General features: G+C 64.0%; 21 protein-coding genes, 1 tRNA gene and 2 pseudogenes. 14 read left to right on the top strand and 10 right to left on the bottom strand.

From position 1 onward, the window contains the following. Positions 1–70: 70 nt before the first annotated feature. A complete protein-coding gene (locus AC56QX_RS04275; RefSeq protein WP_172221049.1) occupies positions 71–775 on the top strand; it encodes a glutathione S-transferase family protein in 705 nt (234 codons plus the stop codon). A gap of 57 nt (positions 776–832) precedes the next feature. Here the strand turns inward: AC56QX_RS04275 and AC56QX_RS04270 are convergent, their stop codons facing one another. The 4 genes and pseudogenes from AC56QX_RS04270 to AC56QX_RS04255 form a co-directional block, all read right to left on the bottom strand. After that, positions 833–1,141: a hypothetical protein gene (locus AC56QX_RS04270; protein ID WP_497113856.1), complete on the bottom strand. Its 309-nt coding sequence runs from the start codon at positions 1,139–1,141 to the stop codon at positions 833–835. Between the two features lie 93 nt (positions 1,142–1,234). Next, positions 1,235–1,847, bottom strand: a pseudogene (locus tag AC56QX_RS04265) (nucleoside triphosphate hydrolase). A 95-nt stretch (positions 1,848–1,942) separates the two neighbouring features. Continuing rightward, positions 1,943–3,043 (bottom strand): hypothetical protein, encoded by a 1,101-nt coding sequence (locus tag AC56QX_RS04260; RefSeq protein WP_497113855.1) that lies wholly within the window; start codon positions 3,041–3,043, stop codon positions 1,943–1,945. A gap of 271 nt (positions 3,044–3,314) precedes the next feature. Next, positions 3,315–5,129, bottom strand: a complete 1,815-nt coding sequence (locus tag AC56QX_RS04255) for a methyl-accepting chemotaxis protein (protein WP_497113854.1) — start codon at positions 5,127–5,129, stop codon at positions 3,315–3,317. A 216-nt stretch (positions 5,130–5,345) separates the two neighbouring features. On the opposite strand from AC56QX_RS04255, the gene AC56QX_RS04250 reads away from it, so the two are divergent. The 5 genes from AC56QX_RS04250 to AC56QX_RS04230 all read left to right on the top strand — a co-directional run bounded on the left by AC56QX_RS04250 (position 5,346) and on the right by AC56QX_RS04230 (position 9,318). Next, positions 5,346–6,239 (top strand): D-alanyl-D-alanine carboxypeptidase family protein, encoded by an 894-nt coding sequence (locus tag AC56QX_RS04250; protein WP_497113853.1) that lies wholly within the window; start codon positions 5,346–5,348, stop codon positions 6,237–6,239. Between the two features lie 430 nt (positions 6,240–6,669). Further along, complete coding sequence (locus tag AC56QX_RS04245; protein ID WP_497113852.1) at positions 6,670–7,599, top strand: DUF1003 domain-containing protein; 930 nt, start codon at positions 6,670–6,672, stop codon at positions 7,597–7,599. A gap of 360 nt (positions 7,600–7,959) precedes the next feature. Next, a tRNA-Arg gene (locus AC56QX_RS04240) sits at positions 7,960–8,036 on the top strand. 207 nt (positions 8,037–8,243) lie between these two features. Beyond that, the gene (locus AC56QX_RS04235) at positions 8,244–8,621 is read left to right on the top strand and encodes a DUF1937 family protein (protein ID WP_497113851.1); all 378 of its coding nucleotides are present in this window, start codon (positions 8,244–8,246) and stop codon (positions 8,619–8,621) included. A 127-nt stretch (positions 8,622–8,748) separates the two neighbouring features. After that, on the top strand, positions 8,749–9,318 hold the full coding sequence (locus tag AC56QX_RS04230) for an MFS transporter (protein ID WP_497113850.1): 570 nt from the start codon (positions 8,749–8,751) through the stop codon (positions 9,316–9,318). 181 nt (positions 9,319–9,499) lie between these two features. Here AC56QX_RS04230 and AC56QX_RS04225 read toward each other — a convergent pair whose 3' ends face one another. After that, positions 9,500–9,805, bottom strand: a complete 306-nt coding sequence (locus tag AC56QX_RS04225; protein WP_464612817.1) for an alkylphosphonate utilization protein — start codon at positions 9,803–9,805, stop codon at positions 9,500–9,502. Positions 9,806–9,966: 161 nt separating this feature from the next. Then, entirely contained in the window at positions 9,967–11,088 is a 1,122-nt protein-coding gene (locus AC56QX_RS04220; RefSeq protein WP_497113849.1) for a LacI family DNA-binding transcriptional regulator, read from the bottom strand. Positions 11,089–11,689: 601 nt separating this feature from the next. On the opposite strand from AC56QX_RS04220, the pseudogene AC56QX_RS04215 reads away from it, so the two are divergent. The 6 genes and pseudogenes from AC56QX_RS04215 (at position 11,690) to AC56QX_RS04190 (ending at position 17,982) form a co-directional block, all read left to right on the top strand. After that, positions 11,690–12,653: pseudogene (locus tag AC56QX_RS04215) on the top strand (sugar-binding protein). 115 nt (positions 12,654–12,768) lie between these two features. Next, on the top strand, positions 12,769–14,307 hold the full coding sequence (locus tag AC56QX_RS04210; protein ID WP_497117678.1) for a sugar ABC transporter ATP-binding protein: 1,539 nt from the start codon (positions 12,769–12,771) through the stop codon (positions 14,305–14,307). A 59-nt stretch (positions 14,308–14,366) separates the two neighbouring features. Then, positions 14,367–15,362, top strand: a complete 996-nt coding sequence (locus AC56QX_RS04205) for an ABC transporter permease (protein WP_497113848.1) — start codon at positions 14,367–14,369, stop codon at positions 15,360–15,362. Between the two features lie 85 nt (positions 15,363–15,447). After that, positions 15,448–16,227 (top strand): SDR family NAD(P)-dependent oxidoreductase, encoded by a 780-nt coding sequence (locus tag AC56QX_RS04200; RefSeq protein WP_497113847.1) that lies wholly within the window; start codon positions 15,448–15,450, stop codon positions 16,225–16,227. After that, positions 16,224–16,820, top strand: coding sequence for an SDR family oxidoreductase (locus tag AC56QX_RS04195; RefSeq protein ID WP_497113846.1), 597 nt, complete (start codon positions 16,224–16,226; stop codon positions 16,818–16,820). Before AC56QX_RS04200 ends, AC56QX_RS04195 begins: the two co-directional genes overlap by 4 nt. A gap of 130 nt (positions 16,821–16,950) precedes the next feature. Further along, complete coding sequence (locus AC56QX_RS04190; protein WP_497113845.1) at positions 16,951–17,982, top strand: substrate-binding domain-containing protein; 1,032 nt, start codon at positions 16,951–16,953, stop codon at positions 17,980–17,982. Here AC56QX_RS04190 and AC56QX_RS04185 read toward each other — a convergent pair whose 3' ends face one another. Genes AC56QX_RS04185 through AC56QX_RS04170 form a run of 4 tightly spaced genes read right to left on the bottom strand, consistent with a single transcriptional unit; the run spans position 17,983 to position 21,813 of the window. Beyond that, entirely contained in the window at positions 17,983–19,170 is a 1,188-nt protein-coding gene (locus AC56QX_RS04185; protein ID WP_497113844.1) for a mandelate racemase/muconate lactonizing enzyme family protein, read from the bottom strand. Positions 19,171–19,179: 9 nt separating this feature from the next. Then, a complete protein-coding gene (locus tag AC56QX_RS04180; protein ID WP_497113843.1) occupies positions 19,180–20,169 on the bottom strand; it encodes a transketolase family protein in 990 nt (329 codons plus the stop codon). Next, complete coding sequence (locus AC56QX_RS04175) at positions 20,166–21,014, bottom strand: transketolase (RefSeq protein ID WP_497113842.1); 849 nt, start codon at positions 21,012–21,014, stop codon at positions 20,166–20,168. Before AC56QX_RS04175 ends, AC56QX_RS04180 begins: the two co-directional genes overlap by 4 nt. Before the next feature lie 4 nt (positions 21,015–21,018). Further along, positions 21,019–21,813 (bottom strand): SDR family NAD(P)-dependent oxidoreductase, encoded by a 795-nt coding sequence (locus AC56QX_RS04170; RefSeq protein ID WP_497113841.1) that lies wholly within the window; start codon positions 21,811–21,813, stop codon positions 21,019–21,021. Positions 21,814–21,932: 119 nt separating this feature from the next. On the opposite strand from AC56QX_RS04170, the gene AC56QX_RS04165 reads away from it, so the two are divergent. Both AC56QX_RS04165 and AC56QX_RS04160 read left to right on the top strand, forming a co-directional pair. Then, positions 21,933–23,153 carry a mandelate racemase/muconate lactonizing enzyme family protein gene (locus tag AC56QX_RS04165; protein ID WP_497113840.1) on the top strand — a complete coding sequence of 407 codons (1,221 nt, stop codon included), beginning with the start codon at positions 21,933–21,935 and terminating at the stop codon, positions 23,151–23,153. A gap of 137 nt (positions 23,154–23,290) precedes the next feature. Then, positions 23,291–25,684 carry a thiamine pyrophosphate-dependent enzyme gene (locus AC56QX_RS04160; RefSeq protein WP_497113839.1) on the top strand — a complete coding sequence of 798 codons (2,394 nt, stop codon included), beginning with the start codon at positions 23,291–23,293 and terminating at the stop codon, positions 25,682–25,684. Positions 25,685–25,701 lie beyond the last annotated feature (17 nt).

Genomic DNA, 25,701 nt, shown 5'->3' with positions numbered 1-25,701 from the left:
GCGCCTAATTCTTGGCCGACCCGCCAACACCGCGCCGTTCGGCGCAAATCCCCCGCTCAGGAGTTTCTCGATGGCCGACCTGTCCGCCTTTCCGATCACCACCCGTTGGCCGGCCAAACATCCCGACCAGATCCAGCTCTATTCGGCAACGACGCCGAACGGCGTGAAGGTATCGATCGCCCTGGAAGAGATCGGCCTGCCCTATGAGCCGCATCTGATCAACATCGGCAAGGATGAAAGCTGGACGCCGGAGTTCCTGTCGCTCAATCCCAATGGCAAGATCCCGGCGATCATCGATCCCAATGGCCCGGATGGCAAGCCGATCGGCCTGTTCGAATCCGGCGCCATCCTGCTCTATCTCGCCGAAAAGACCGGCCTGCTCATGCCCGTGGACGCGGCGCGGCGCTACGAGACGATCCAGTGGGTGTTCTTCCAGATGGCGTCGGTCGGGCCGATGTTCGGCCAGGTCGGCTTCTTCCACAAATTCGCCGGCCGCGAGATCGCCGACAAACGGCCGCTGGAGCGCTATCGCGACGAATCGCGGCGTCTGCTCGGTGTGCTTGACCGCAGGCTCAAGGGCCGCAAATGGATCATGGACAATGACTACACCATCGCCGACATCTCGCTGCTCGGCTGGGTGCGCAATTTGATCGGCTTCTACGAAGCACGTGACCTCGTCGGTTTCGATGATTTCGCCAATGTCGCGGCATGGCTGGAGCGCGGCCTGGCGCGGCCGGCGGTGCAGAAGGGCCTGACCATTCCGGCAAGGGGCTGAAAGCCCTCGCGGTGGGGCGATTGCTTTGGCGGGCCCACTCTGACGAAGCAGCCTGTGCTACTTCGCCTTGGCTTTCGAACCGCCTCTGCCCATCACGGAGGCTGCGAGCGAAGCAGCGCCGCGCGCGGTTGCGACCACGGCGCCGGCTGCAATATTCGCCGCCGTCCGAACGGCACCGGGCTTGGCCGCTGCCTGTTTGCGCGGACTGGCGGTCTTCGCGGCCGGTACGACCTTTCTAGGTGCGGCCTTGCCGAAAGCGCCCTTGGCGTCTTTCGAGCGTTCAGCAATCGCTGGGCCAGCACCGGCTTTCGCTTGGGTTGCCTTCACAGGCCTTGTCTTCACGGGTTTTTTTGCCTTGGTAGCCATCGGAAAATCCCTTACGCCGAACAAACGGGTTGTCTGGCATAACGGCGTGAAACTCTTAAGGTTCCCGTCAAAAAATACCGAAAATTAAGAGTGTTAACCAATGACCAGGTCGGCGGCCCGGCGCCGGGCCAGCACGCGTTCGATGTTGGGCATGTCGTTGGAGGCGATCCAGGCGCGCGCATCCTCGTCGGAACGGCCATGGCCGTGCCAGCGCTCCATCAGGCGGCGCTCGAGCTCATTGCGCGGCACGTCGACGAAGATCGAGAAATCGAACAGCGGCGCCAGCCGCGACCACGGCTCCTCGTCGAGCAGCAGATAATTGCCTTCGACCAGGATGAACTTGGTCTCGGTGCCGACGATTGCCGCTGCGGCGCGCGACAGTTCCATGCTGCGGTCGAAGACGGGAATGGCGATGTCGGGTTCGCCGGCCCGGATTCTGCTTCATCAGGGCTTCGAACCCGGCGAAGTCGAAGGTCTCCGGCGCGCCCTTGCGCGCCCGCAGCCCGCGCGCGTTGAGCACGATATCGTCATAGTGGAAGCCGTCCATCGGCACGACCTCCACCGCCCCTTCCGGCAAAAGGTCATGCAGGCCTGCCGACAGCGTCGACTTCCCCGACCCCGGCGGCCCGGCAATGGCGACGATGAAGCGCTTTGCCTTGCCGGCGCGCTTGAAGATGGTGGCGGCGAGGTGGGCGATTTCGGACATGGGAACCTCACTTGCCCTGATGACAGGCATGATGTTTCCGCCGCATCTTGGCGGCAGTCGGTGGAAATTTCAAACCCCGCGCTCGCAAACCCCGCTCAGGCGGCAACAGGCTGACCGATGCGCAGGAACGCGCTGTCGAACGGCACGTCCCTGTTGGAGCCGCCGGCCGAGAGCCGCATCTGGCCGTCGGCGGTGGTGATTTCCTGCGGCGGTTGGCCACCGGAGAAAGGCACGGCGCCGATGACGTGGCGGAACGAAAAGCTGTGGCCTTCGCCGAGCGCAAAGGCGGTCGCCACGCCTTCGCGCTTCAGCCAGTTGTCGCCGATCGAGGCGGCATGGCCGACGGCGGCACGGCCGTCCTCGATGCCGAGCACGCCGAGATGGCGGCCGCTCCACGGCGCGTAGTCGCGCCCGCCATTGCTGAGCCACAGCATTGTGATCGGCAGCTCTGCCGGGTTTTTCAGCACCAGCACCAGATCGTGCTCGGCCTGGCGCGCCAGCGCCGTCCAGCCCGGACCGCCATGGTCGGCCTCGACCAGGGTGATGAAATCCTCGCGCCGGTCGTCCATGCGATAGTCCGTCAGGTCCGCCGTGCCGCCGCCGGCGGCAGGAAAATGGCCGAGATCGGTCGACCGCGCCGGATAGGCCAGCATGAAGCGGCCGCGCGCGGGGTCCGGCTCCAGCGGATCGGCGGGCGTTGCAGCAAACCGCTTCGGCGAAAAGGCCAGCCTGCCGCCGCCTTTCATCGCCGTCATCGGGTGATGGGCGACGGAAATCGCGCCGGACCCGCCGGAAAACACATGTTCCTGATAGAGAAAAGGATGGTCGTTGCGCAGCGTGAAAATCTTGTCGACGCTGGCGCCCATGACCTTGTGCCGCAGCCGGAAGACCGCGCGCCATCCGCCATCCGTCGCGCCGCTCTCGGTGACATCCCAGGCGCTGTTGGCAGTCCAGCCATGCAGCGGCGCCTCCTCGACATCGCTGCGCGAAAACGGCGCGCAGAGGAAATCGCCGGACAGCCGAACCGTGCCTTGCGGCAGGTCCTTCGGTAGCGTCTCGCCTGCGTCGACCCAGGGCGCACGGTGCAGCGGCTTCAACTGGCGTCCGTCGCTCTCGACGGTCATGTCGGCGATGTGGCCGACGGTGAGGTCGAGCGAAACCGAAATGCCTCTGGCCTTGATCGTGCTGATGGTCATTGCGCTCTCACCGAATCTGAAGCGCAAACAGAAGCCTTTCGGCGCGGCTTGCGCAAGCTGGATGTCGGGCATTTCGCATCAGGAGTTCCTTCACCCTCCCCCTTGTGGGGAGGGTCGGCGAGCGGTCGAAGCGAAGCGGAGATCGTTCGACGGGGTGGGGGTCTGGCGCCGGCGTTCCCCCACCCCGATCCGCTATGCGGATCGACGTGCCGGGGTGAGCCACGGGTCTCACCCGTCCTTCGGACCCCCACAAGGGGGAGGGTAAGCAGACCTACTGCCGCTTGTATTCCCGCACCGGCGATTTCGTGCCGTCGGTGTAGGTGACCTGCACCGACATCGATTTCACGCTGTCGGCGACCTTGAAATAGCCCTTGGCGTCGTAGGGGATGGCGTAGGGGTCCTTCTTGTCGCAAGGCGGTATCTCGAGCGACTTGTCGAGGGCGGCACCGTTCAGGCTGTAATGCACCTCCTTGATGGCGCAGCGGTAGGACAGCATCTGGGTGTAATAGACCAGGCCGTGATTGCCGCCGGAGTCGAAGGCGATCCACGACGTCCAGAACTGGTCGAGGATCTGCTTGTCACCTTGCTGCAGGGCGGCATCCGGATCGAAGCGTATGTCGAACGGGCCGGTCTCGCGGCCCCTAATGTCGAGATATTTTATCGCGATCGTGGTCGCCGTCGTGCTGTCGGGCAGTTCAAAGCTCGGATTGGCCATCGGCTTGCCGGTGGTCTGGTCGTTCATCGCCAGGAAGCCGGTGTCGGTGAAGGGACCGCTGCTGCCGAGACGCCAGGAAATCGCGGTCGCCGGCTCGGGCAGCGAAATGGTCATCGACCAGCCCTGGTTGGAGCGCATCGGCGTCAGCGAAGGCGCAAAGCGCGCGGGGTCGAGCACGTCGCCAAGTGCTGCCAGCCGGCTGCGGCTGCGGTCCAGCCAGTCGGCCAACTGCGTCTGGTCGACGAAATATTTGAGCAGCCCGCCATCCTTTTCATAGGACACGAATTTGGTCAGCGCCTGGGCTTCGTTGCGCTTGTCGGCCAGCGTCTGGCTGCCGAGGCGGTCTTCCGAAAACTCCTGCGCCTTGAGGTAATAGGCCGGCGCGTAGTCGGGATTGGCCGCAATGAAGGCATTCAGCTTGTCGAGCCGCTGGGCATCGTCGAACTGCAGCAGGTGGACCAGCTTGATCGACGGCGCCTTGGCCTTATCCGCCAACTGGCCGAACACTTCGCGGGCGCCAGCTTTGCCGTCCTGCACCCGAAGCAGCGTGGCAAAGCGCGTATAGGGGTCGATGGCGTCGACATCGAAGCCGGCAAAGGCGAGGTAGGAGCGCCGCGCATTGAGCATGTCGCCCGACAATTCGTAGACGCGGGCATTGTGGTAGAACTCGTCCGGCCGCTTCGGCTCGGCGATCGCCCCGCCCTGCGCCGCGAGCTGGGCAAACCCCTTGGCGATGGTGTCGATCGAGGCGGCGATCTGTTCGGTGGTCGCCTGCAGCTTTTCCGTTTGGGCCTGCTGCTGTTGCTGGCCGGCGGCGAGCGTCTCGGTCGTCTGCTTGACCGCCTCGACGGTCTTTTGCGTCTCAGCCCCCTGCTGCGTCTGCTGCTGCTGGGCGGACGCGATCTGGTCGGTCTTCTGCGCCACAGTGTCGGTCGATTTCTTGACCTCTTCGACGGTCTTCTGCGTCTGCGTGACCGTCTGCTCGATCTTCGCCACCTTTTCGGAGACGATGCCGATCGACTGCTGCAGCTGCGCGATTGCCGGCACGAGGCCGGCGATCACCCCGTTCTGCGAATTGGTCTCCTGCTGCACGGCATAGACACCCCCGGCGACGGCCGCCGCACTGGTGGCGAACACCAGCGCCGGCAGCGCCTTGGCCGCCAACACCAGCCTGAGCACGATGGCAATGGCGATGATGGCCGCCGCGACCGCCGCGACCAGCGCGATATAGGCGGCGAACGGCGCCAGCGGATTGAGGACGTCGCCAACGGCGCCGCTGATGAAAGCGACGCTGCCGGCCCATTTGCCGGTGCGGCTGAGCGATGCCTTGATAAGCGAGGGCGCTGCGCCCCCGGCCCCGATATCCGTCATGCCACCCCCCAAGCCAGCCAATGCCACGCCCCTTCCCACAGGAAACGCGGCTTTGGCAAGGAAAGACACAGAAACAGGCGTTTTCGGGGCGGGCTGGCAAGCTTGCGAAGGCTCGACAATCCTGGGACTAACAGCCATTAACCAAATGGACGCATCAAGCGCGTTACGTTAGCTTCGCCTCATCTCAGCAACAGCATCGCCAGAACAGTCCCGCCCTTGTCCAAATTGCGTCCCTTCCCGCTCCTCCAGAGAGTTTTCGTCGCCCTTGGCATGTTGCTGCTGGTCGCCGGCTGCTCGACCACGACCCCGCCGGACTCCGTGCTGGCCGTGCCGGCGCCGCCGCAGAAGTATGCGGCCATCGTCGTCGACGTCAGGACCGGCAAGCAGATGTTCGAGGTCAACTCGACGGCGCAACGCTATCCGGCCTCGCTGACCAAGATGATGACGCTCTATCTCCTGTTCGAGGCGATGGAGTCCGGCCGCGTGACCAAGGAAACGCAGATCCCGGTCTCCGACCATGCCGCCTCGCAGCCGCCGACCAAGATGCGCTTCCGGCGCGGCGAGACGATCGATGTCGATTCCGCCATCCGCGCCATCGTCGTCAAATCGGCCAATGACGTGGCGGTGGCGGTCGGCGAATATCTCGGCGGCTCGGAGGACCAGTTCGCCGCCATGATGACCTCGAAGGCGCGCTCGCTCGGCATGTCCAGCACCACCTTCCGCAACGCGTCGGGCCTGCCCGACGACAGCCAGATGACCACGGCGCGCGACATGGCGGTGCTCGGCATGGCGCTGCGCCAGCGCTTTCCCCAGCATTTCCACTATTTCTCCGAAAGCGATTTCATGTTCCGCGGCAGGCTGGTGCGCGGCCACAACGACATGCTCGGCCGCGTGCGCGGTGTCGACGGCATCAAGACCGGCTACATCAGGGCCTCCGGCTTTAACATCGTCACCTCCTACAATGCCGATGGCCGCCAGCTGATCGTGGTGGTGATGGGCGCCGACTCGGCCCGCCAGCGCAACGACCATGTCGAGGCGCTGATCCAGCGCAGCCTGTCGCCGAGCATGGACGGCACGAAGACCAGGCTGATGTTCGCCGAACAGCAGTGAGAAGTGAGCAGTGAGGAGCGAAGCCACCCCTCGCTTCGTCATCCACGGGCGGAGCAAGGAGCGCAGCGACGCGGCGCAGACCCGAGGATCCATGCCGCGATCTCAAAGCGTTGCCACGGTGCAGAACTCCGCTCCGCTGCACTCTACAGTCAACGCCCCGGCATGGATCCTCGGGTCTTCGCGACGCCGCTTTGCGGCTGCTCCGCCCGTGGATGACGAAGTTGGGGACGCCTCGGCTAATCTCGAATGTCTCAGATGATGCACCGCCTTGAGCCGCGAAGCACTGCTAAAGCTCCGCAGCCGGCTATTGTTTCACGACTGTCACGCAATCGTGCGGAAGCCATGGCATAGGCTGCGAAATCCGACGGTGGATATGCCCCGCCACCTCGGCGTATCCTTGAATTCCAGCGCCACAGCAGGAGCCCGCACCATGAGCACTGTCCCCAAAACGCCAGAGCAGAAGGCGGCGGCCAATGAGAATGACAGCGGCGGCGAATATTTCGAGGCGCCGACCACTGAAGAAGACCTGCACGAGGTTTCCGACGAGCATTTCGACACGCCCGAAGTGCCGGACTCCGAACCGTCCGGCCCCGGCGCGTCGCGGATAAAGCCCAGGAAAAAACCGTCGGCGATCTCAGGCCGCAAATTCCGCAAGCGCGACCTCGTGCGCATCGACACGCTGCGCCCGAGCCTTGCCGACCGCATTCACGCCGACCACCCGGACCTGCCCAGGGGCGCCCGCATCAGCCGCGAGGAGCTCGGCCGCTACCGCATGCGCTACATGGAGGAGCTGCTGCAGCAGGAGCACGGCGAATTCTCCGAACTCGACCGCCAGGTGGTGGAATCGATCGCCAGGCAGGACACGATTTCCGAAAACTCGGAGGAGGAATTCGAGGAGCACCGCACCTTCCCCGACCGCGTCTCCGACAACATGGCCGCCTTCGGCGGCAGCTGGTGGTTCCTGATCTCGTTTGCCAGCGTGCTGCTGGTCTGGATCGGCATCAATCTGTTCGAGGGTTTGAATGGCGCCTTCGACCCCTATCCCTTCATCCTGCTCAACCTCTTGCTCTCTTGCATCGCCGCCATCCAGGCGCCGATCATCATGATGAGCCAGAAGCGCCAGGAGGTGAAAGACCGCCTGCGCTCCTTCAACGAATACCGCGTCAACCTCAAAGCCGAGCTCGAAGTGCGCCACCTGCACGAAAAACTCGACTACCTCATCTCCCGCCAATGGACGCGGCTGGCGGAGATGCAGCAGATGCAGCTCGAGGCCATGCAGGAGCTGACGGGTGCCAAGAAGGTGAAGCGGGCGGTTCGTGGGGTGCGGAAGCGGACGGTGAAGGGGGAGGCAGGGCAGTGAGCGCCCGAGGTCAGGGAGCCCGCAAAGGACCGGATGCGATCATGACAGCAAGCTCGCGATCGGTTGCCCGGTGACGGCAATTATGCTATAAATTCGCCCATGGTGCTGATTTGCGCCAGCGACCCGCCGCCGAGGCGGGTTTTCCGTTTCAGGCGCCATCTTCCGGCAGGCACCCTGGCTTCTCGGATTCTTCGGGGGCTTGATCAATGGACGTCCATGGCGTCAGGATCCCGAAAGCGCGTTAATCTCAGTTCGCGGCCCTGCAGCCCGCCAATTGCCCGTTGAAGCCCGCGCCGGCTTCCGCTAAGAAGCCGTGACTTGCCGGTTCACCGGCTGGTTCGTTTTCCGGAACACCGGGAAGCACCCGTAGCTCAGCTGGATAGAGCGCTGCCCTCCGAAGGCAGAGGTCACAGGTTCGAATCCTGTCGGGTGCGCCAATAAATTCTACGAACTTTAACTTCGCGATTGCGTTTGACATCCTAGTCGATGCTGCGGACGCGGGCGTGTCCTGTCCGCATTGCCGATAGCCAGCAGCGTATTGGTGATATAAGCAGCCCATGACCACTGCGCGATGGTCATAGCGACACAAACATGTCTGTCAGACAAATGCCTATCTGCAACAACCTAGTTATCGGCGGCGAACCGTGAACAGCCAGAAGCTCCTTTATCTAGCTTGCCCATATACCCATGCCGATTCCGCAATCAGAGCGCAGCGCTTTGAGGCAGCAACAAAAGCGGCCGCTGCTCTCATAAAACAGGGGCATATCGTCTTTAGCCCTATAACGATGACGCATCCAATCGACGTGGTCTTGGCCGGAGCAGCAAACACACTTGGTTCCGAATATTGGGTGGATTTTGACACGGTTTTCATGGACCGGTGCGACGAGATTGCTGTGTTGAAAATTGACGGCTGGCAGCAAAGTTCAGGTGTACAGAGGGAAATCAGCTATTTTCGGGAGCAGGGCAAACCAGTTTGGTCTCTTAGCGAGACGATGCAATTGTCCGTCTATGAGCCTGCATGACGGCCCCAGACTCCAGCAATCGTGAATAGCGTTCCCGCTGTAAGCAATCTTCTGATCATCGGGAAACCTCGCAAATCGCCTTCTTTATATGACGCACTGGCGGCAACTGATACTCGGCACATTCTACATGCTGGCGACCTACGTGCTGTTCTACCTGATGACGACCTTCTCGCTGAGCTATGGCCGGGCTGCGCCCACCGGCGCGGTTCCGGGCCTCGGCTACGACTACACGACCTTCGTGCTGATGATGATCATCGGCGTGGTGTTCTTCGGCATCTTCACCCTGGTTTCCGGTCCGTGGGCGGAGCGTTGGGGACGGCGCAGGACGCTGATCGCGATCACGCTCGGCATCATCGTCTTTGGCTTGCTCTGGGTTCCCATGCTGGCGGCCGGCACCGTCGGTGTCATGGCCTGGCTCATCATCGGCTTCACCCTCATGGGCATGACCTTCGGGCCGATGGGCGCCCTGCTGCCGGAACTGTTCCTGGCCAGCGTCCGCTATACGGGCTCGGGCATCGCCTACAACGTCTCCTCGATCCTTGGCGCCGCCGTCGCGCCGTTCATAGCGGTGGCGCTGTGGCGCGTCGGCGGCGGCAGCCCGTTCTGGGTCGGCGTCTATCTCTCGGCGATGGCCGTGCTGACGCTGATCGCGCTGCTGATCGGGCAGGAGACCAGGGATATCGACATCGATAAATAGCTCTGCCCGGGTCCCGTGCCGACCGCGTGTTCAGCATCGCGGCCAGCCGCTAGAGCAGTTCACCGTTTCACGGAAACGGCGACCCGCTCTAAGTTATTGTTTTGACGCAATTCCCAAGGGAAAGCGCTACGCGCTTTTCCCGGGAAAACCGTTCACACTTTTCCTGGAATTGCTCTAACGCTCACCGCTTGCGCACGAACTCCGTGCGAAGGACGAGGCCCTTGATCGCCTCATGCCGGCAATCGATTTCATCCGGATTGTCGGTGAGCCGGATCGACTTGATCAGTGTCCCCTGCTTCAGCGTCTGACCGGCGCCCTTCACCTTGAGGTCCTTGATCAGGATCACCGAATCCCCGTCGGCAAGAACATTGCCGGCGGCATCGCGCGGCACAATGCGCCCCGCCTCGGCGGAGGCAGCGATCTCCGAGGCCGGACGCCATTCACCGGTGGCCTCATCGTAGATGTAGTCTTCGTTTTCGTCGGCCATGATCGCCTCTGTCGCTCGCGTTGGACACCTTCCGACCCGATACGGCGGTCTGGCGCGAGCCATCTATATCAGGCGCGGCCTATTCTCAACCGTGGCTCCCGGGTCCATGCCGGCAACCGCGGACCGCAGGGGGGCGCCGATGAGCACGCCGGGATCGACGGTCAGCCTTCTCGACCCGTCACGGCTCCGGCCACCGCCCGCACACTCTCCCTTTCCACCAAGGGGCATTCCAGCTTGGTGATGGGATAGCGCCCCTGCCCGGGCGCCGCCGGCGCCTCGAGTTGCTCGATCGCCCATTGGCCCATCGCCATATGCGGCAGGATCGAGGTCGTCAGCGGCGGGAACAGATGCCGGGCGATTTCCTCATCGTCATAGCCGACCACGGAAATGTCCTGGGGGATGTGCAGGCCGGCTTCCTTCAGCGCTTCGTAGCAGCCGATCGCGGTGCGGTCGTTCTGGCAGAAGATCGCGGTCGGGCGGTCTTTTAGGGCCAACAGCTTCACCGTCGCGGCATAGCCCGCGCTGGCCGACCAGTCGCCCTCGACCACCAGCTCCGCGTCGAACGGGATGTCGGCGGTGGCAAGCGCGCGGCGGTAGCCCTTCAGCCGGTCCTGTGCCGCCTGCATCCACGGCTCGCCGGTGATGGTGGCGATGCGGCGGTGGCCGTGGCTGATCAGATGCCTTGTCGAGCTCTGGCCGCCGGCGATCTCGGAAGGCACCACGGCGGGAAAGGCGTAGTCGGCCGTGTAGCAATTGAGCAGGATCACCGGAATGTCGAGGCTGTAGAGGAAGTCGGGCGCCGTGATCTCGCGGGTGAAGATGGTCATGTAGATCAGCGCCGAAATGCCCCGCCTGGTCAGCGCCTGGATGGCGCGCGGCTCCATCACGGCGTCGCCCATGGTCTGCGCCACCAGCAGCACATTGCCGGCATTCCACGAAGCCTGGCGCGCGCCTTCGATGGCGACCACAGCCTCCGGGCTGGTCGCCAGCTGGTCGACGGCGAAGCCGATCACCCCGTCAAGGCCATCGAAGGCGGCAACAGGCTTGCGCAGTGCCGAGAAGGCGGGGGCGCTGTAGCCCAGCGCCCGTGCCGCCTCGATCACCCGCTCGCGGGTCTGCTGCGACAGCTTGATCCCTGGCGAATTGTTGAGCACGAAGGAAACAGTCGCCTGCGAACAGCCGGCGGCCCTGGCGATGTCGGTCATGGTGACCCGCCCCTTGGGCTTCGCCGGCGCCTTACGCCGCTTCGCGGTCTCGATGGCCGGATCCCTGGTCTCGCTCATTGCATTCGTGTCCCCAATCGCCAGCCTGTCTAGCGGCAGCCTGCCGGGCCGACAAGATGACGCGACAGCGTCGATTTATAGAAGTCGACACTGAATTTATATCTATTAGCAGGTTGCTGATCCATTGGTCATGTGGCTCCGGGCATCAGAAAGGCAGGAATAGCAAGGCATGGGCTGCCGCGCTGGCAAGGCAGTTCATCGTTGGCAGATCAATTGCGATGCCGAGCCGATGTGTCCAGGCACGGCAAGAACTAATACTGTTTACTAATACAAAGATGCGCTGTAACGTCAATCCGTCGCATCCGGCCCGATGGATCCTGGGTGCGGTGGGAGTGCTCGTGAATGGTCCGATGGTGAGCGGATATAGCCTCCGCGAGCCTTGTAGCAGATATGTGATATGTCAGACAAATCGGACTATTTACGAATGAGGGATGAGTCTCTAAAGTCCATGACCGTGGCTGGACGACGCCATTCTTTCCGTGCCGGGAACCCCTGAGGAGGAGGGGGCGTCCAAGCCACAAACGGCAAATCCAGGTGAGCAGGCAATTCTAGTGAGCAAGACCGGTCAGCCCGAAGGCTGGACCAAAACGGGAGGTTGAACATGAAATCCTTGATACGCAATGCATCCGTGGCCGCCGCGGCCCTGGCCGTCGGCCTGACGGCGACGGCCATCGCACGCGCCGACGACAAGCCGACGCTGGCCTTCGTCGTCAACGGCGCTTCCGATTTCTGGAAAGCGGCCGAAGCCGGCGTCAAGAAGGCGCAAGGCGAACTGCCCGACTATACGCTCGAGCTCAAATATCCCGAGCAGTCCTCGGTCGCCATCCAGCAGCGGCTGATGGACGATCTGGTGACGGCCGGCGTCAAGGGCATCATGGTCTCGGCCGTCGATCCCAAGACCTCGACCGATGGTCTGAACAAGATCGCGTCGGAAACCGCGCTGTTCACCACCGACAGTGACGCTCCGCAGACCAAGCGCGTCGCCTATATCGGCTCGTCCAATGTCGACGCCGGCAAGCAGGCGGCGGAAATCGCCAAGAAGGCGATGCCGAACGGCGGCAAGTGCCTCGGCTTCGTCGGCCTGCTCGGCGCCGACAATGCCAAGGAGCGTATCCAGGGCATGAAGGATGGCCTCGGCCGGCACCAAGATCGAGCTCGTCGACGTGCGCGGCGACGACATCGACCAGGCGCGTGCCAAGAAGAATGTCGAGGACGCGCTGGTCGCCAGCCCCGACGTCACCTGCATGGTCGGCTTCTACTCCTACAACACGCCGCGCATCTATGAAGCGCTGCGCGATGCCGGCAAGCTCGGTGCGATCACGGTCGTCGGTTTCGATGACGATCCGATCACGCTGGGCGGCGTCAAGGAAGGCACCATTGCCGCCACCGTCGTGCAGCAACCCTTCGAATGGGCCTATCAGGGCATGAAGCTGATGGCCGCCTATCTCAAGGGCGACAAGTCGGGCATCCCGGCCGGCAACCTCATCATCATCCCGACCAAGATCATCGGCAAGGATGACGTCGACGCCTACGCCGCCAATCTGAAGGCGATGTCTGGAAACTAAGACCACAGGCAGTTCAGCCGGCTCAACTTTGCTTGAGCCGGCTGCTCGCATTGACGAAGCCTGCTGAGACCGTCAGTCTGCGGATGGGTCAGCTCGCCAATCGCTGTCAGGCATGATGAATTATTCCGACACATCCATCGCCGCGACCACCCCGTTCCTCAGCCTCGAGAACGTGCGCAAGACCTATCCGGGTGTTGTCGCGCTCGATGGTTTTTCGATGGAGGTGAGGCCGGGCGAGGTCATCGGCCTCGTCGGCGAAAACGGCGCCGGCAAGTCGACGCTGATGAAGATCCTTGGCGGTGTCACCACGCCGGACACCGGCACGATCACGGTCGACGGCACCGCCCATAAAGGCCTGAGCGTCGAAGGCAGCCTCGGATCCGGCATCGCCTTCGTCCACCAGGAACTCAATCTGTTCGAAAATCTCGATGTCGCCGCCAACATCTTCTTTGGCCGCGAGCCGCTGCGCGCCGGGCCGCTCAAGCTCGTCGACCGCACGAAGCTGCGGGAAATGGTGGCGCCGCTGCTCAAGCGCGTCGGCGCCAATTTCACCGCCGACGCGCAGGTCGCCGACCTGTCGCTCGCCCAGCAGCAGATGGTCGAGATCGCCAAGGCACTGTCGATCAAGGCAAGGCTGGTCATCCTCGACGAGCCGACATCCAGCCTGCCGCTCGCCGAGACCGACAAACTGCTCGACGTCATCAAGGCGCTGAAGGCCGACGGCATCAGCGTCATCTTCATTTCGCACCGTCTGCACGAGGTCGAGCGTGTCGCCGACCGCGTCGTCGTGCTGCGCGACGGCATGCTGGCCGGCACGCTGCAAAAGCGCGACATCGGCCACGACCAGATGGTCAAGCTGATGATCGGCCGCATGCTGAAGGAGCGCGAGAAGGCCTCCGAGTCCGCGCGGGCGCCGGGCGCCGTCGCCCTTGCGGCCAAGGCCATCCGCACCCCCACCTATCCCAGCCGGCCAGTTAGCCTCGATGTCAGGCGCGGCGAGATTCTCGGCCTTGCCGGCCTGGTCGGTTCCGGCCGCACCGAACTGGCGCGCGTGTTCTTCGGCATCGACGGCAGCCTTGGCGGCACGCTCGAGCTCGACGGCAAGACGCTTGTGCTGGGCTCGGCGGCCGACGCCGTCGCGCATGGCATCTTCCTGGTGCCGGAAGACCGCAAGCTGACCGGCATCCTGCTCGATTTGTCGATCGCCCAGAACATCTCGCTGCCCAATTTGCCGGCGCATGCCAGGCGTTCACTGGTGTCCGCAAGTGCCGAAACGGCAACCGCCGAAAAGCAGAAAAAAGATCTCGGCATCAAGGCGCCCTCGGTGCAGACGCGCACCGGCACGCTGTCGGGCGGCAACCAGCAGAAGGTCGTGCTCGGCAAGTGGCTGGCCATGAACCCGAAAGTGATGATCCTCGACGAACCGACGCGCGGCATCGATATCGGCGCCAAGGCGGAAATCTACGGGCTGATGCGGGCGTTGGCCGACGCCGGCGTCGCCGTGCTGATGATCTCCAGCGACATGGAAGAGGTGATAGGCGTGTCCGACCGCATCGCCGTCATGCATGAGGGCCAGATCTCGGGCATTCTCGACAAGGACCAGTTCAGCCAGGAAAACGTGCTGCTGCTGGCGGTGGGCAAGCAGCCGAAATAGTTTTTTGCCGGGAGCTCGCGCAAGCGCGATCCGCTCAGGCAGGCATTGGGGAGACGACGATGAGCAAGAAAGATCTCGGCCTGCTGATCCTGATCCTGGTGGTAGGCGCAATCGTTGCCATCATCAATCCGCGCTTCCTCTTGCCGATCAACCTCGCCAACACCTCGAACCTGATCGGCCTCTTCGGCATCCTGTCGATCGGCCAGGCCTTCGTCATCATCACCGGCGGCATCGAATTGTCGGTCGGCTCGGTGGTGGCGCTGCTGGGAACACTGTTCATCGACTTCATTGCCGTGCGTGGCATGGGATGGCCGGTCGCCTTCGTGCTCATCCTGGTGCTCGGCGCCATCATCGGCCTGGCGCATGGCTGGCTGATCACGCGGCTCAAGCTGCAGCCCTTCGTCGTCACGCTCTGCGGCCTCCTGATCTATCGCGGCGTGGCGCGCTTCTACACCGGCGACGGCACCGCCGGCTTCGCCTTCGGCCAGAACTTTCCCGAACTCGAATTCCTCACAGCGGGGCGCTCCTATGGCGTGCCCAACAGCTTCATCGCCCTGATCGTCATCGCCATCATCATGTGGGTGGTGCTGCACCGCTCGGTGTTCGGCCGCTATCTCTACGCCATCGGCAAGAATGAGGAGGCGGCGAAATATTCCGGCATCCGCACCGGCCGTATCGTCATGGTGGCTTACGTCATCTGCGGCGTGCTGACGGCGCTGTCGGCGATCTATTTCGCCATGTACACGCGCTCGATCTCGCCAGCCAGCCACGGCCAGTTCTATGAGCTTTATGCGATTGCCGCCGCCGTGCTCGGCGGCTTCTCGCTGCGCGGCGGCGAGGGGTCGCTGATCGGCGTTGTGCTGGGCACGGTGCTGCTGCAGGAGCTGCAGAACCTCGTCAACCTGCTCGGCATCCCGTCCTCGCTCAACTTCGCGGTGATGGGCGGCGTCATCCTCATCGGCGTGCTCGTCGACCAGCAATGGGGCGTGTTCCGCGCGCGACGTCTGATGATCGATGCGGCCCGCAAGAACGTCGCCGGCGCGCCGGCTGAATAACGCCTTGCTGCGGCGCAATTGCTTGTCCGCGCCTTGAGAATATTATAATAGCATAACCCGAAATAGGTCGGGGGGCGGACGGGGCATGCGCTGCGATTTGCGAGGCAAGGTAGCGCTGGTCACGGGGGCCGCCGGGGCCATCGGCAGTTCCATCGCCAGACGGCTGTCCGACAATGGCGCCGCGGTCGTCGTTGCCGACATCAACGGCGAGGGCGCAAGCCAGGTCGCGGCCGGGCTGAGCAACGCCACGGCCTGCACCACCGACATCCGTGATCCCGCATCGGTCGACAGCGCGATCGCCGCGATCATGGAGCGGTATGGCCGCCTCGACATCCTCATCAACAATGCCGGCGTCAACACGCTGGCGCACCGCGTCACCATTGATGAATTCCCGGCCGAGGAATGGGACCGCATCACCGGCATCGATCTCGATGGCCTCTACATCATGAGCCGCGCGGCACTCGGACCCATGCTCGCCGCCGGCAAGGGCGGCCGCATCGTCAACATCGCCTCGGTGGTCGGTCTCGCCGCCATGCGCCTGCAAAGCCCGTTCGTCGCCGCCAAGGCCGGCATCATCCATCTGACGCGGTCGATGGCGATCGAACTCGGCGCCAAAGGCATCCTGACCAATGCGATTGCACCGGGCTCGGTGATGACGGCGCTGACCGCCAAGCTGTTCTATGGCGAGGACGGCAAGTTCGCTGGCCGCACTCAGGAATTCTTGGCCCATGTGCCGCTCGGCCGCCCGGCTGAGCCGCAGGAGATCGCCGAGGCGGTGCTTTTCCTGGCCTCGCCGGCCGCCAGCTACGTCAACGGTCAGGTCCTTGCCGTCGATGGCGGCTGGACGGCGGGATACATGATGTGAGCGACGCGATGGAAATCGATCTCAATGGCGCCACGGTGGCCCTTGACGGCGACAGCAACCCGGTCGCCGAAGCAGCGATCACGGCGTTGCAGGCCAATGGCGGGGTTTTTGTCGAGGGCTCCGACGCGCGGGGAACTGATATTCTGCTGATGTCCTGTCCACTGCGGCCCGGAACAGCGGCGGGGGATCCGAGATTGCTCTACGCCGATGCGCGCAAGATGGCGGTCGCCATGACAGAGCGCGGCAGCGGGCGCGTCATCTTCCTGCTGTCGGCGACCGCCGGCATGCCGATGCGCCGCCATCCGCGCTTCTCCATGGAGAATGCCTCGATCCTCGCCGGCATGCGTACGCTGGCCATGGAGTTCGGTCCAAGAGTGCTGGTCAACGCCGTCGGGGTCGGGGCGGTCGAGGATGAGACCATGGTGTCAGGCGACAAGGCGATGCTCAGCCACACACCGGTCGGCCGCGCCGGCAGCATCGAGGAAGCGGTTGCGGCCGTGCTGTTCTTCTGCGATCCACTCAACACCTACACGACGGGCCAGATGCTGGGCGTCGACGGTGGATGGATGGCAGGCTATGGGCGCAATTTCTGAACCGGTGACGCTCGGTATCCGCGCCGGACCCCTCGCTGGAAAGCGTCCGCCACAACCGCTATGAGTGGACGTTTACGGCGTGATCCGCAGGGCATTGTCTTGCTGGATCGCGCTCTCTTGGAGCATGGTGATGGTCGACAAGCCGCCGGCGGGCGAGAAGAAGCCGCAACGCCTCGGCGTGCGCGAGATCGCCAAGCGCGTCGGCGTGGCGCCGATGACGGTGTCGCGCGCCCTGTCCAACCCCGACATGGTCTCGCCGGAAACCCGCGCCAAGGTGCTCGAGGCCATCGAGCAGGCCGGCTTCGTGCCCAACCGGCTGGCCTCCAGCATGCGCGGCAATGGCCGCATGATCGGCACGGTGGTGCCGCTTCTGATCAATTCGGGCATCGCCGAACAGGTGCAAGGCATGTCCGACGAATGCCATGAGAGCGGCTATTCGATGCTTCTGGTGCAGGGCGAATTCACGCAGGAAGCCGAGGAGAAATCGATCCGCAATCTGCTTGGCTGGCGCCCGGTCGGCATGATCCTGCAGAGCTTCGTGCAGAGCGAAACGGCGCGCGCGCTTCTGAAGAGCAGCGGTGCACCGGTGGTCGAAATATCAGAGATCAAGGGCCGCAAGCCGATCGACATGGTGGTCGGCGTCTCCAATTTCGAGACCGCCTACGCCATGACCATGCATCTGGCGGCCAAGGGCTACAAGCGCATCGGCTTCGTCTCGACGCCGATCCACGGCAATGACCGCTTGCAACAGCGCCGCACCGGTTATCACGCGGCGCTCACCGAACTCGGCATCAAGAACCATGCCGACATGGAGGTCGAGGTGCCGATCACCGCACAGGGCGGCGCCGAGGCGCTGGTGACGCTGACCACTCGCCACAGGGACATCGACGCCATCTTCTTTTCCAGCGACACGCTGGCCGTTGGCGCCGTGCAGGAGTGCCATCGGCGCCGCTGGGCGGTGCCGGGCAAGATTGCGATCGCCGGTTATGGCGACATGGATCTGGCAGCCCAGCTCTATCCGCCGCTGACCACGGTCAAGGTCAATCGCTACGAGATGGGTCGCCGTGCGGTGCGGCAGCTGCTGGCAAGGCTCGGCGGCGACACCAAGGTGCCGACCATCACCAGCCTCGGCTTCGAGATCGTCGACCGCGAAAGCGCGTGATCAGCTTTTTCGCTTCGGCCTCGCCACCTCTTCGCGCCGGCCGAGGCGTTTTTCCCAACCTTCGGCATGGACGTTGAGATAGGCATTGGGATCATAGGGATGATCCTTGATCACATCGATGTTGAGATCGATGCCGAGCCCTGGCGCGTCCGGCAGCGACAGATGGCCGTTCTTTGCATTGACCGTTGGATGCCAGGTCACCAGCTCTCGTGTCCACGGGTCGTTGAAGGCGTCGAAATGTTCCTGAATGAGGAAGTTCGGCACCGCCGCCGCCAGTTGCAGGCACACCGCCGTCGCCACTGGTCCGCCGCTCTGGTGCGGTGCGATGTAGCTGCCATGGGCGAGCGCCAGATTGGCCACCTGCATTGATGGCGCAATGCCGCCGAGCGACATCGGCTCGGGCTGGAAGATGTTGACGCCGCCGCCGGCGGCCAGCGCGTAGAACTGCCCGACCGTGTCATACATCTCGCCGGTCGCCACCGGGATCGGCGAGCGATGCGCCACTTCGTGCACCGTCTCCTGCCGGTCGCGCGAGGTCGGTTCTTCCCACCAGTAGATATCCAGATCGGCGAATTTTTGCGCCGCCTGCAGTGCCGCGATCTCGGTGAAGCGCGCATGCACGTCGATCAGGATCAGCGTGTCCTTCGGCAGCTTGTCACGTAACGTTCGGCAGATGGCATAGGAGAGGTCCAGTTCCTCGCGCGAGATGAAACCTTGCGCCGTGCCGAACGGATCAAGCTTGAACGCCTTGAAGCCCTTGGCCAGCGCTGCCTTGGCGGCCTGGAGGAAGGCTTCGGGCGTGCGCTCGGTGCGGTACCAGCCATTGGCGTAGCCGAGCACGCTGTCGCGCACCTGGCCGCCGAGCAATTGGTGGATCGGCACGCCCAGGCTCTTGCCCAGTAAGTCCCAGCAAGCGACCTCGATCGCCGCGATGACGGTACGGTGGATGTGGCCGCCATCCAGCGAGACGCTGTCTAGCATGCGCTTGGCCAGCGCATTGATGCGGCGCGGATCCTGACCGATGGCGAGGTGCTTCAGCTCATGCACGCCGGCTTCCGTGGTCTTGATGAAGCCGTTCAGCGTGCCTTCCCCGATGCCATGGGTGCCGCTGTCGGTATGGACTTTGACGAACAGCCAATTCTTCCAGCCGGCGCCGACGGCAAAGGTCTCGATCTCGGTGATCTTCATGCGATAGCCCTAACTCAGCGCAGCGATCGTCGCGATGACGGCCTCGGTCGTCAGGCCATATTTCGCCTGCAAGGTCGGCACCGCTCCGCATTCGATATAGCGGTCTGGCAGGCCGATGCGCGTCACTGTCTTCGTAATACCGGCATCGAACAAGGTCTCGACGACAAGGCTCGCCAGCCCACCGACCACGACATGGTTTTCCGCCGTGACAACACGGCCAACTGAGCCGGCAAACTCGGCCACCGCTTCGGCATCGAACGGCTTTATCGTCGGCACATGCAACACACCTGCTGAGATGCCTTGTTTGCGCAAAGCCTCCGCCGCGTCGAGCGCCCGCTCGGTCATGAAACCGGTCGAGATGATGCCGACATCTGAGCCCTCACGCACGTGCCGCGCCTTGCCGATCTCGAAGATGTAGCCGGGCTCGAACACGACAGGCACGCTGCCGCGCAGCAGCCGCATGTAGACCGGTCCCCGATGCTCGGCGATCGCCTCGGTCGCTGTCTCGATCTCGGTCGCATCGCAGGGATCGATGATGGTCAGGCCGGGGATCATGCGCATCAGCGCCAGGTCCTCGATCGCCTGATGCGTGCCGCCATAGCCGGTCGTGAGACCCGGCAGGCCGGCGACGATCTTGACGTTCAAATTGGAATGGGCGACCGCGATGGCGACGAAATCATAGGCGCGCCGCGTCGCGAACACGCCATAGGTGGTGGCGAACGGCACCTTGCCGGTGCGCGCCAGCCCGGCGGCGACGGCGATCAGGTTCTGCTCGGCCATGCCGACATTGAAGAAGCGGTCGGGAAAGGCATCGCGGAACGGCAATATGTCGGTGTATCTGCCGAGATCGGCGGTCAGCCCGACAATGTCGGGCCGGCTCTGGCCGAGACGCGCCAACGCCTTGCCGAACGGCGCTTCCACGCTTTGCCGTCCGCCGCCAATTGCTTCGTCCTGGCCCATGGCCAGCGTGCGCCCGGCCTCCATCGCCGCGCCGCTCATTGGGCTGCTCCCGCACTTTGTTCGAACTCGGCGATGATGCCGTCCCATTGCGCCACGTCGACGCGGAAGAAGTGCGATTTCTCAGAGATTTCGATGCGCGGCACGCCTTTGCCCGGCAGCGTGCGCAGCACGATCGCTTTCGGCTTGCCGTTGCGTTCGCGGGCATCGGCCAGCGCGCCGACCACGGCCGTCATGTTGTTGCCGTCGATCTCCGCTGTCTGCCAGCCGAAGGCACGCCATTTATCGGCCACGGGCTCCATGTCGAGCACCATAGGCCCGTCGGCCTGGATGCCGTTGCAGTCGATCAGCGCCACCAGCCCGTCGAGCCTGAAATGGCTGGCCGACATCGCCGCTTCCCAGGTCGAGCCTTCCTGCATTTCGCCATCGGACAGCTCGACGAAGACGCGCGCGTCGGATTTGTCGATACGCAGGCCCAGCGCCTGGCCGACGCCTTGCCCGAGACCATGGCCGAGCGAACCGCCGATCATTTCGACGCCTGGCGTGGTGTCGAGCGTCGACATCTCCAGCCGGCTGTTGTCGGCGCCATAGGTGATCAATTCCTCGACCGGGATGATGCCGGCCTCGGCCAGCGCCGCCCAGAGCGCGATCGAATAGTGGCCGGTCGACAGCAGGAAGCGGTCGCGGTCGGGCCAGGCCAGATGGTGCGGGTCGTAGCGCAGTTCGTGGAAATAGAGCGCCGCCAGCGCATCGGCGATGCCGAGGCCCTGGCCGATATAACCTTGGCCCTGGCCGCGCGCCATGGTCAGCATATGGCGGCGCAATTGCGCTGCCTTGCGTTCGAGCGCGCCGATATCGGCACCGCCGGGTGGAGAGTTTCGCAGCATTGGATCAGTCCTTGTCGAGCCCGCCCGACATGTTGAGCCGCTCGGCGGTCATGTATTTCGGCGCGTCGAGACAGAGCCAGATGACGGCTTCGGCCACCTCGGAAATCTCGGCGCGGCGGCCGAGCGGGATACGGCGCGTGCGCTCGTCAAGGAAGGCCTGCAGATCGTTGCGGCCATTGGCGCGGGCGAGGTCGATTTCGGTCGAGCGCTGCATCTCGGTGTCCATCATGCCGGGCGCCAGGCTGTTGACCAGCACGCCATAAGGCGCCAGCGCCACGGCGGCGGCGCGGGTGATGGAATCGACGCCGGCCTTGCTTGCCGTGTAGGCGGTGTAATCGGGCAGCGCCATGCGCGAGCCCGGCGAGGTGATGTTGATAATGCGCCCGGAGCGCTGGTCGCGCATCACCCGTCCCGCCGCCTTGCAAGCCATGGCAAGCGCGGTGACGTTGAGCGCCAGCGTGCGTGTCCAGGCTTTGTAGGTGGCGTCGAGGAACGGTTCGATCACGCCATAGCCGGCATTGTTGACGAGGATGTCGATGCCGCCCCAGCGCGCTACGACTTTCTCGACCGCTGCTTCCGGCGCGCCCTCGAGCGTGAAATCGCCTGTTATGATTTCGGTTTCCGCACCGGTTTCCTTGATCTGTCGGGCCGTGTCGGCCAGTCCCTCGCCATTGATGTCGGTGATCGCGACTACACAGCTACGCCGGGCCAGCTGGACCGCCACCTCGCGGCCGAGGCCGCCGGCGGCGCCGGTGACCAGCGCTCTCTTTGGTGTCGTATTTTGATTTTCGGCAGGCAAGCGAGCACCCTCCCGATGGCCATCTTGACGGGATTGATACCGGTACCATAAATGGCTGTCAACGGCGATGTGCTATTGTCCCATCGGCCGTGCGATCGGTTGGAATGGGGAGGAAAGAGATGAAAGTCGTTGCGCTCGAAACGCTGCAGCTGGCCGAGTTCCCGTTCCTGTTCTGGCTGCGCGTCCACACCGATGCCGGCCTCATCGGCACAGGCGAGACTTTCTGGGCGCCGGGGCCGGTCGCCTCCTACATCCACGACAATGTCGCGTCCTATCTGCTGGGCAAGGATCCGCGCGACATCGAGCTGCATGACCGCACGCTGGGCAGCGTCTATGTCGGCGCGCGCGATTCCGGCGCCGAGGTGCGTGGCAATTCCGCCGTCAATATCGCGCTGTGGGATATCTATGGGCAGGTGCTTGGCGAGCCGGTCTGGCGGCTGCTTGGCGGGCGCACCCACAAGACCGTGCCGATCTACAACACCTGCGCCGGCTACAAGCATGTGCGCGCCACCAAAAAGAACGCGCTGTTCGAGCGCGGCGAGGACTGGTCGCTCAAATCAGGCGATTCCAACGAAGGTCCGTATGAGGACCTGCTCGCCTGGCGCTACAATGCCGGCGACCTTGCCAAAAGCCTTAAATCGGAAGGCATTGGTGCCATGAAAATCTGGCCGTTCGACATCGCCGCCGAGGCCTCGAACGGCACCCGGATATCGCTGGCGGATCTCGACAAGGCGCTGGAGCCCTTCCAGAAGATCCGCGACGCCGTCGGCCGCGACATGGAGATCATGGTCGAGCTGCATGGGCTATGGACCTTGCCGCCGGTGCTGCGTATCGCCGAGGCGCTGAAACCCTACGACGTCGCCTGGCTGGAGGAGCCGATCCGCTACAACGAGCTCGACGCCATGGCCGAGCTGGCCCGTCACACCTCGATACCGATCGCCGCCAGCGAGCGGCTGGCCTCGCGGCAGATGTTCAGGCAACTGATCGACAAGCGCGCGGCTAGCGTCATCATGATCGACCTCGCCTGGTGCGGCGGGCTCTCCGAAGCACGCAAGATCGCCAATATGGCCGAGGCCAGCGAATTGCCAGTCACCTTGCACGATTGCACCGGGCCGATCGTCTATGCCGCCAGCTGCGCGCTGTCGGCCACCTTGCCGAACGTCAATTACCAGGAAGCGGTGCGGGCCTATTTCACCGGCTGGTACACCGAGATCGTCGCCGACATTCCACCGGTCAAGGACGGCCATGTCGCGCCGCTCGAAGGGCCGGGCCTCGGTCTCGGCCTGCGCCCGGAGCTGTTTCAACGGCCCGATGCGACCGTGCGGATCACGAAAATCTAACCCCCCGCATGCCTCTGTTCGGAGCCAGTAGACATTATGCTATTATAATCTATGATGCGCCAAAGCGAGTGACCAACAAGCTCGCCGCCGGCGCTTTGCCGCCCGGCGCCAGACGCATTCAGGGAGGCTTGGTGGCAATGTCTGCGGCGCGCGCACGCGAGGAGTCCAGGGGTGCGCCAAACCTCCCCGACCGGAAGATCCTGCTCGATCTGTTCGAGCGCATGGTGCTGTTGCGCCGCTTCGAAAGCATCGCCCAGATCGCGTGCCGCAAGGGCGAAACGCCGGGCTTCCTGCATCTCTATATCGGCGAAGAGGCGACCGGCGTTGGCGTCTGCGCGCATCTGCGGCCAACAGACTGGGTCACCTCGACCCATCGCGGCCACGGCCATGCGCTGGCCAAGGGCGCCAATCCGAGCCGGGTGATGGCCGAGCTGTTCGGCAAAGTTGACGGCATATGCGGCGGCCGCGGCGGCACCATGCATCTCTACGACCGCTCGGTCGGCCTGTTCGGCACCAACGGCATCGTCGCCGCCGGCATCGGCCATGCCGTCGGCATCGGCATGAGTGCACGCCAGCAGGGGCGGGACGACATCGGCGTCGCCTTCTTCGGTGATGGTGCCGCCAACCATGGCGGCTTCCATGAGGCGCTCAACTTCGCCGCCGTGCAGCGGGCGCCTGCGGTCTTCATCTGCGAGAACAACCTCTACGCCACCGCCACTCCGCTGAAGTCGATCACGCTCAATCCCGAGATCGCCACCAAGGCGGCGTCCTACGGCATGCCCGGCGTCGCCGTCGACGGCAATGACGTGTTCGCCGTCTGGCTGGCCATGAAAGAAGCCACCGAACGCGCCCGTTCCGGCAAGGGGCCGACGCTGATCGAGGCCAAGACCTATCGGACCGTCGGCCACCACGAAGGCGATCCGGTCATCGGCACCTACCGCACGCAGGAAGAACTCGACGCCTGGATCAAACGCGATCCCATCGACATGTTCCGCAAGAAGCTGATCGAGGACTATGGCATCGCCGATGCCGACGCGCTGGCGGCCGTCGAGGCGCGGATCGAGAAGGTGGTCGAAGACGCGCTGGCCTTCGCCCGCAACTCGCCCGAGCCCGATCCGGCCACCGTGCGCCTGCATGTCTTTGCCGATCCGATCAATCCGTCCGCCGCTTTGCAGCCGCGCGCCGTCGGCGAGATGCGCACGCAGGGCTGGCTCGAAGCCGTGCGCGACGGCATCGCCGAGGAAATGCGCGCCAATCCGGCGATCCTCTATTTCGGCGAAGGCACCGGCGAACGCGGCGGCAGTTTTGCTCACACCAGAAACCTCTGGCAGGAGTTCGGCGCCGAACGCATGGTCGACACGCCGATCTCCGAGCAGGGTTTTACCGCTGCCGCCGTTGGCGCCTCGGCCACCGGCGCCCGCACCGTTTCGGACCTGATGTTCGCCGACTTCGCTTTCGAAACCGCTGGGCAGATTTTTCTGCAGGCGGCCAAGCTGCGCTACATGACCAGCGGCCTGATGAGCGCGCCGATGGTGGTGCGCGTCGGCGCCGGCGCGCTGCGGAGTTCCGGTCCGCATCACAGCGGCATCTATCATCCTGTCTTCGCCCATATGCCCGGCCTCATCGTCTGTGTGCCTTCGACCCCAGCCGATGCCAAGGGGCTGATGAAGACGGCGCTGCGGGCCGGCGATCCCGTCATCATGCTCGAACCCAAGGCGCTGTTCGCGTCCAAGGGCGAGGTGCCGGTGGGCGAGCATTTTGTCCCGTTCGGCGTCGCCCGCGTCGCCAGGGCAGGCACCGACATCACCATCGTTGCCGCCGGCCAGATGGTGCAGCGCGCGCTGGAGGCTGCAGAGACGCTGGCGGCCGAAGGCGTCGAAGTCGAGGTCATCGATCCGCGCACCATCATGCCACTCGACATCGACACCATTGTCGCCAGTGTCAGGAAAACCCATCGCCTGCTCGTCGTCGATGAGGCCTGGGCGATGTGCGGCCTTGGTGGCGAGATCGCCCAGGCCATCAACGAGCTCGCCTTCGACGAACTCGACGCACCGCCCGGCAGGCTGCACACGGCGCCAACCTCGCATCCATTCGCGCCGGTTCTGGAGCGCGCCATGCTGGTCGACACCGCCCGCATTGTCCAAGGCGCTCGCGATGTCATTGCCGGCAAGCCACCGGTGCCGGATCACTGGTACACGGTCGGTCTGAAAGGCGCTGCGCCGGCTAAGTCGGTACCCGCTCCGATGAAGCCGCAGCCCGCCGTGCCGGCAGTTGCGGCACCGGCTACTGCCGGCGACGACGAGCCGATAACGATGCCGTTTGGCGATCTCACCGTCAGCGAAGGCACCGTCATCAAATGGCTGAAGGCCGTCGGCGATGTGGTGAAGGAAGGCGAGCTCATCGCTGAGATCGAGACCGACAAGGCCGTGGTCGAAATCGAAGCGCCGATCAGCGGTAGGTTAAGCGCAATCGACCAGCCAGTCGGTGCCGTGGTGCCGATGGGCGGCCGCATCGGCGGCATCAAGAAATAACCACCATACCCATGAAA

Source organism: Mesorhizobium sp. RCAM 06353, from assembly GCF_059683585.1.
Note: the sequence above shows the minus strand (reverse complement) of the source record. Positions and strands in the feature narration are given on the sequence as shown.

Excerpts from the sequence above, each read along its gene's own strand:
- AC56QX_RS04275 (WP_172221049.1), top strand. The coding sequence starts at position 71 with ATGGCCGACCTGTCCGCCTTTCCGATCACCACCCGTTGGCCGGCCAAA.
- AC56QX_RS04270 (WP_497113856.1), bottom strand. The coding sequence starts at position 1,141 with ATGGCTACCAAGGCAAAAAAACCCGTGAAGACAAGGCCTGTGAAGGCA.
- AC56QX_RS04260 (WP_497113855.1), bottom strand. The coding sequence starts at position 3,043 with ATGACCATCAGCACGATCAAGGCCAGAGGCATTTCGGTTTCGCTCGAC.
- AC56QX_RS04255 (WP_497113854.1), bottom strand. The coding sequence starts at position 5,129 with ATGACGGATATCGGGGCCGGGGGCGCAGCGCCCTCGCTTATCAAGGCA.
- AC56QX_RS04245 (WP_497113852.1), top strand. The coding sequence starts at position 6,670 with ATGAGCACTGTCCCCAAAACGCCAGAGCAGAAGGCGGCGGCCAATGAG.
- AC56QX_RS04230 (WP_497113850.1), top strand. The coding sequence starts at position 8,749 with ATGCTGGCGACCTACGTGCTGTTCTACCTGATGACGACCTTCTCGCTG.
- AC56QX_RS04225 (WP_464612817.1), bottom strand. The coding sequence starts at position 9,805 with ATGGCCGACGAAAACGAAGACTACATCTACGATGAGGCCACCGGTGAA.
- AC56QX_RS04220 (WP_497113849.1), bottom strand. The coding sequence starts at position 11,088 with ATGAGCGAGACCAGGGATCCGGCCATCGAGACCGCGAAGCGGCGTAAG.
- AC56QX_RS04210 (WP_497117678.1), top strand. The coding sequence starts at position 12,769 with ATGAATTATTCCGACACATCCATCGCCGCGACCACCCCGTTCCTCAGC.
- AC56QX_RS04205 (WP_497113848.1), top strand. The coding sequence starts at position 14,367 with ATGAGCAAGAAAGATCTCGGCCTGCTGATCCTGATCCTGGTGGTAGGC.
- AC56QX_RS04200 (WP_497113847.1), top strand. The coding sequence starts at position 15,448 with ATGCGCTGCGATTTGCGAGGCAAGGTAGCGCTGGTCACGGGGGCCGCC.
- AC56QX_RS04190 (WP_497113845.1), top strand. The coding sequence starts at position 16,951 with ATGGTCGACAAGCCGCCGGCGGGCGAGAAGAAGCCGCAACGCCTCGGC.
- AC56QX_RS04185 (WP_497113844.1), bottom strand. The coding sequence starts at position 19,170 with ATGAAGATCACCGAGATCGAGACCTTTGCCGTCGGCGCCGGCTGGAAG.
- AC56QX_RS04180 (WP_497113843.1), bottom strand. The coding sequence starts at position 20,169 with ATGAGCGGCGCGGCGATGGAGGCCGGGCGCACGCTGGCCATGGGCCAG.
- AC56QX_RS04175 (WP_497113842.1), bottom strand. The coding sequence starts at position 21,014 with ATGCTGCGAAACTCTCCACCCGGCGGTGCCGATATCGGCGCGCTCGAA.
- AC56QX_RS04165 (WP_497113840.1), top strand. The coding sequence starts at position 21,933 with ATGAAAGTCGTTGCGCTCGAAACGCTGCAGCTGGCCGAGTTCCCGTTC.
- AC56QX_RS04160 (WP_497113839.1), top strand. The coding sequence starts at position 23,291 with ATGTCTGCGGCGCGCGCACGCGAGGAGTCCAGGGGTGCGCCAAACCTC.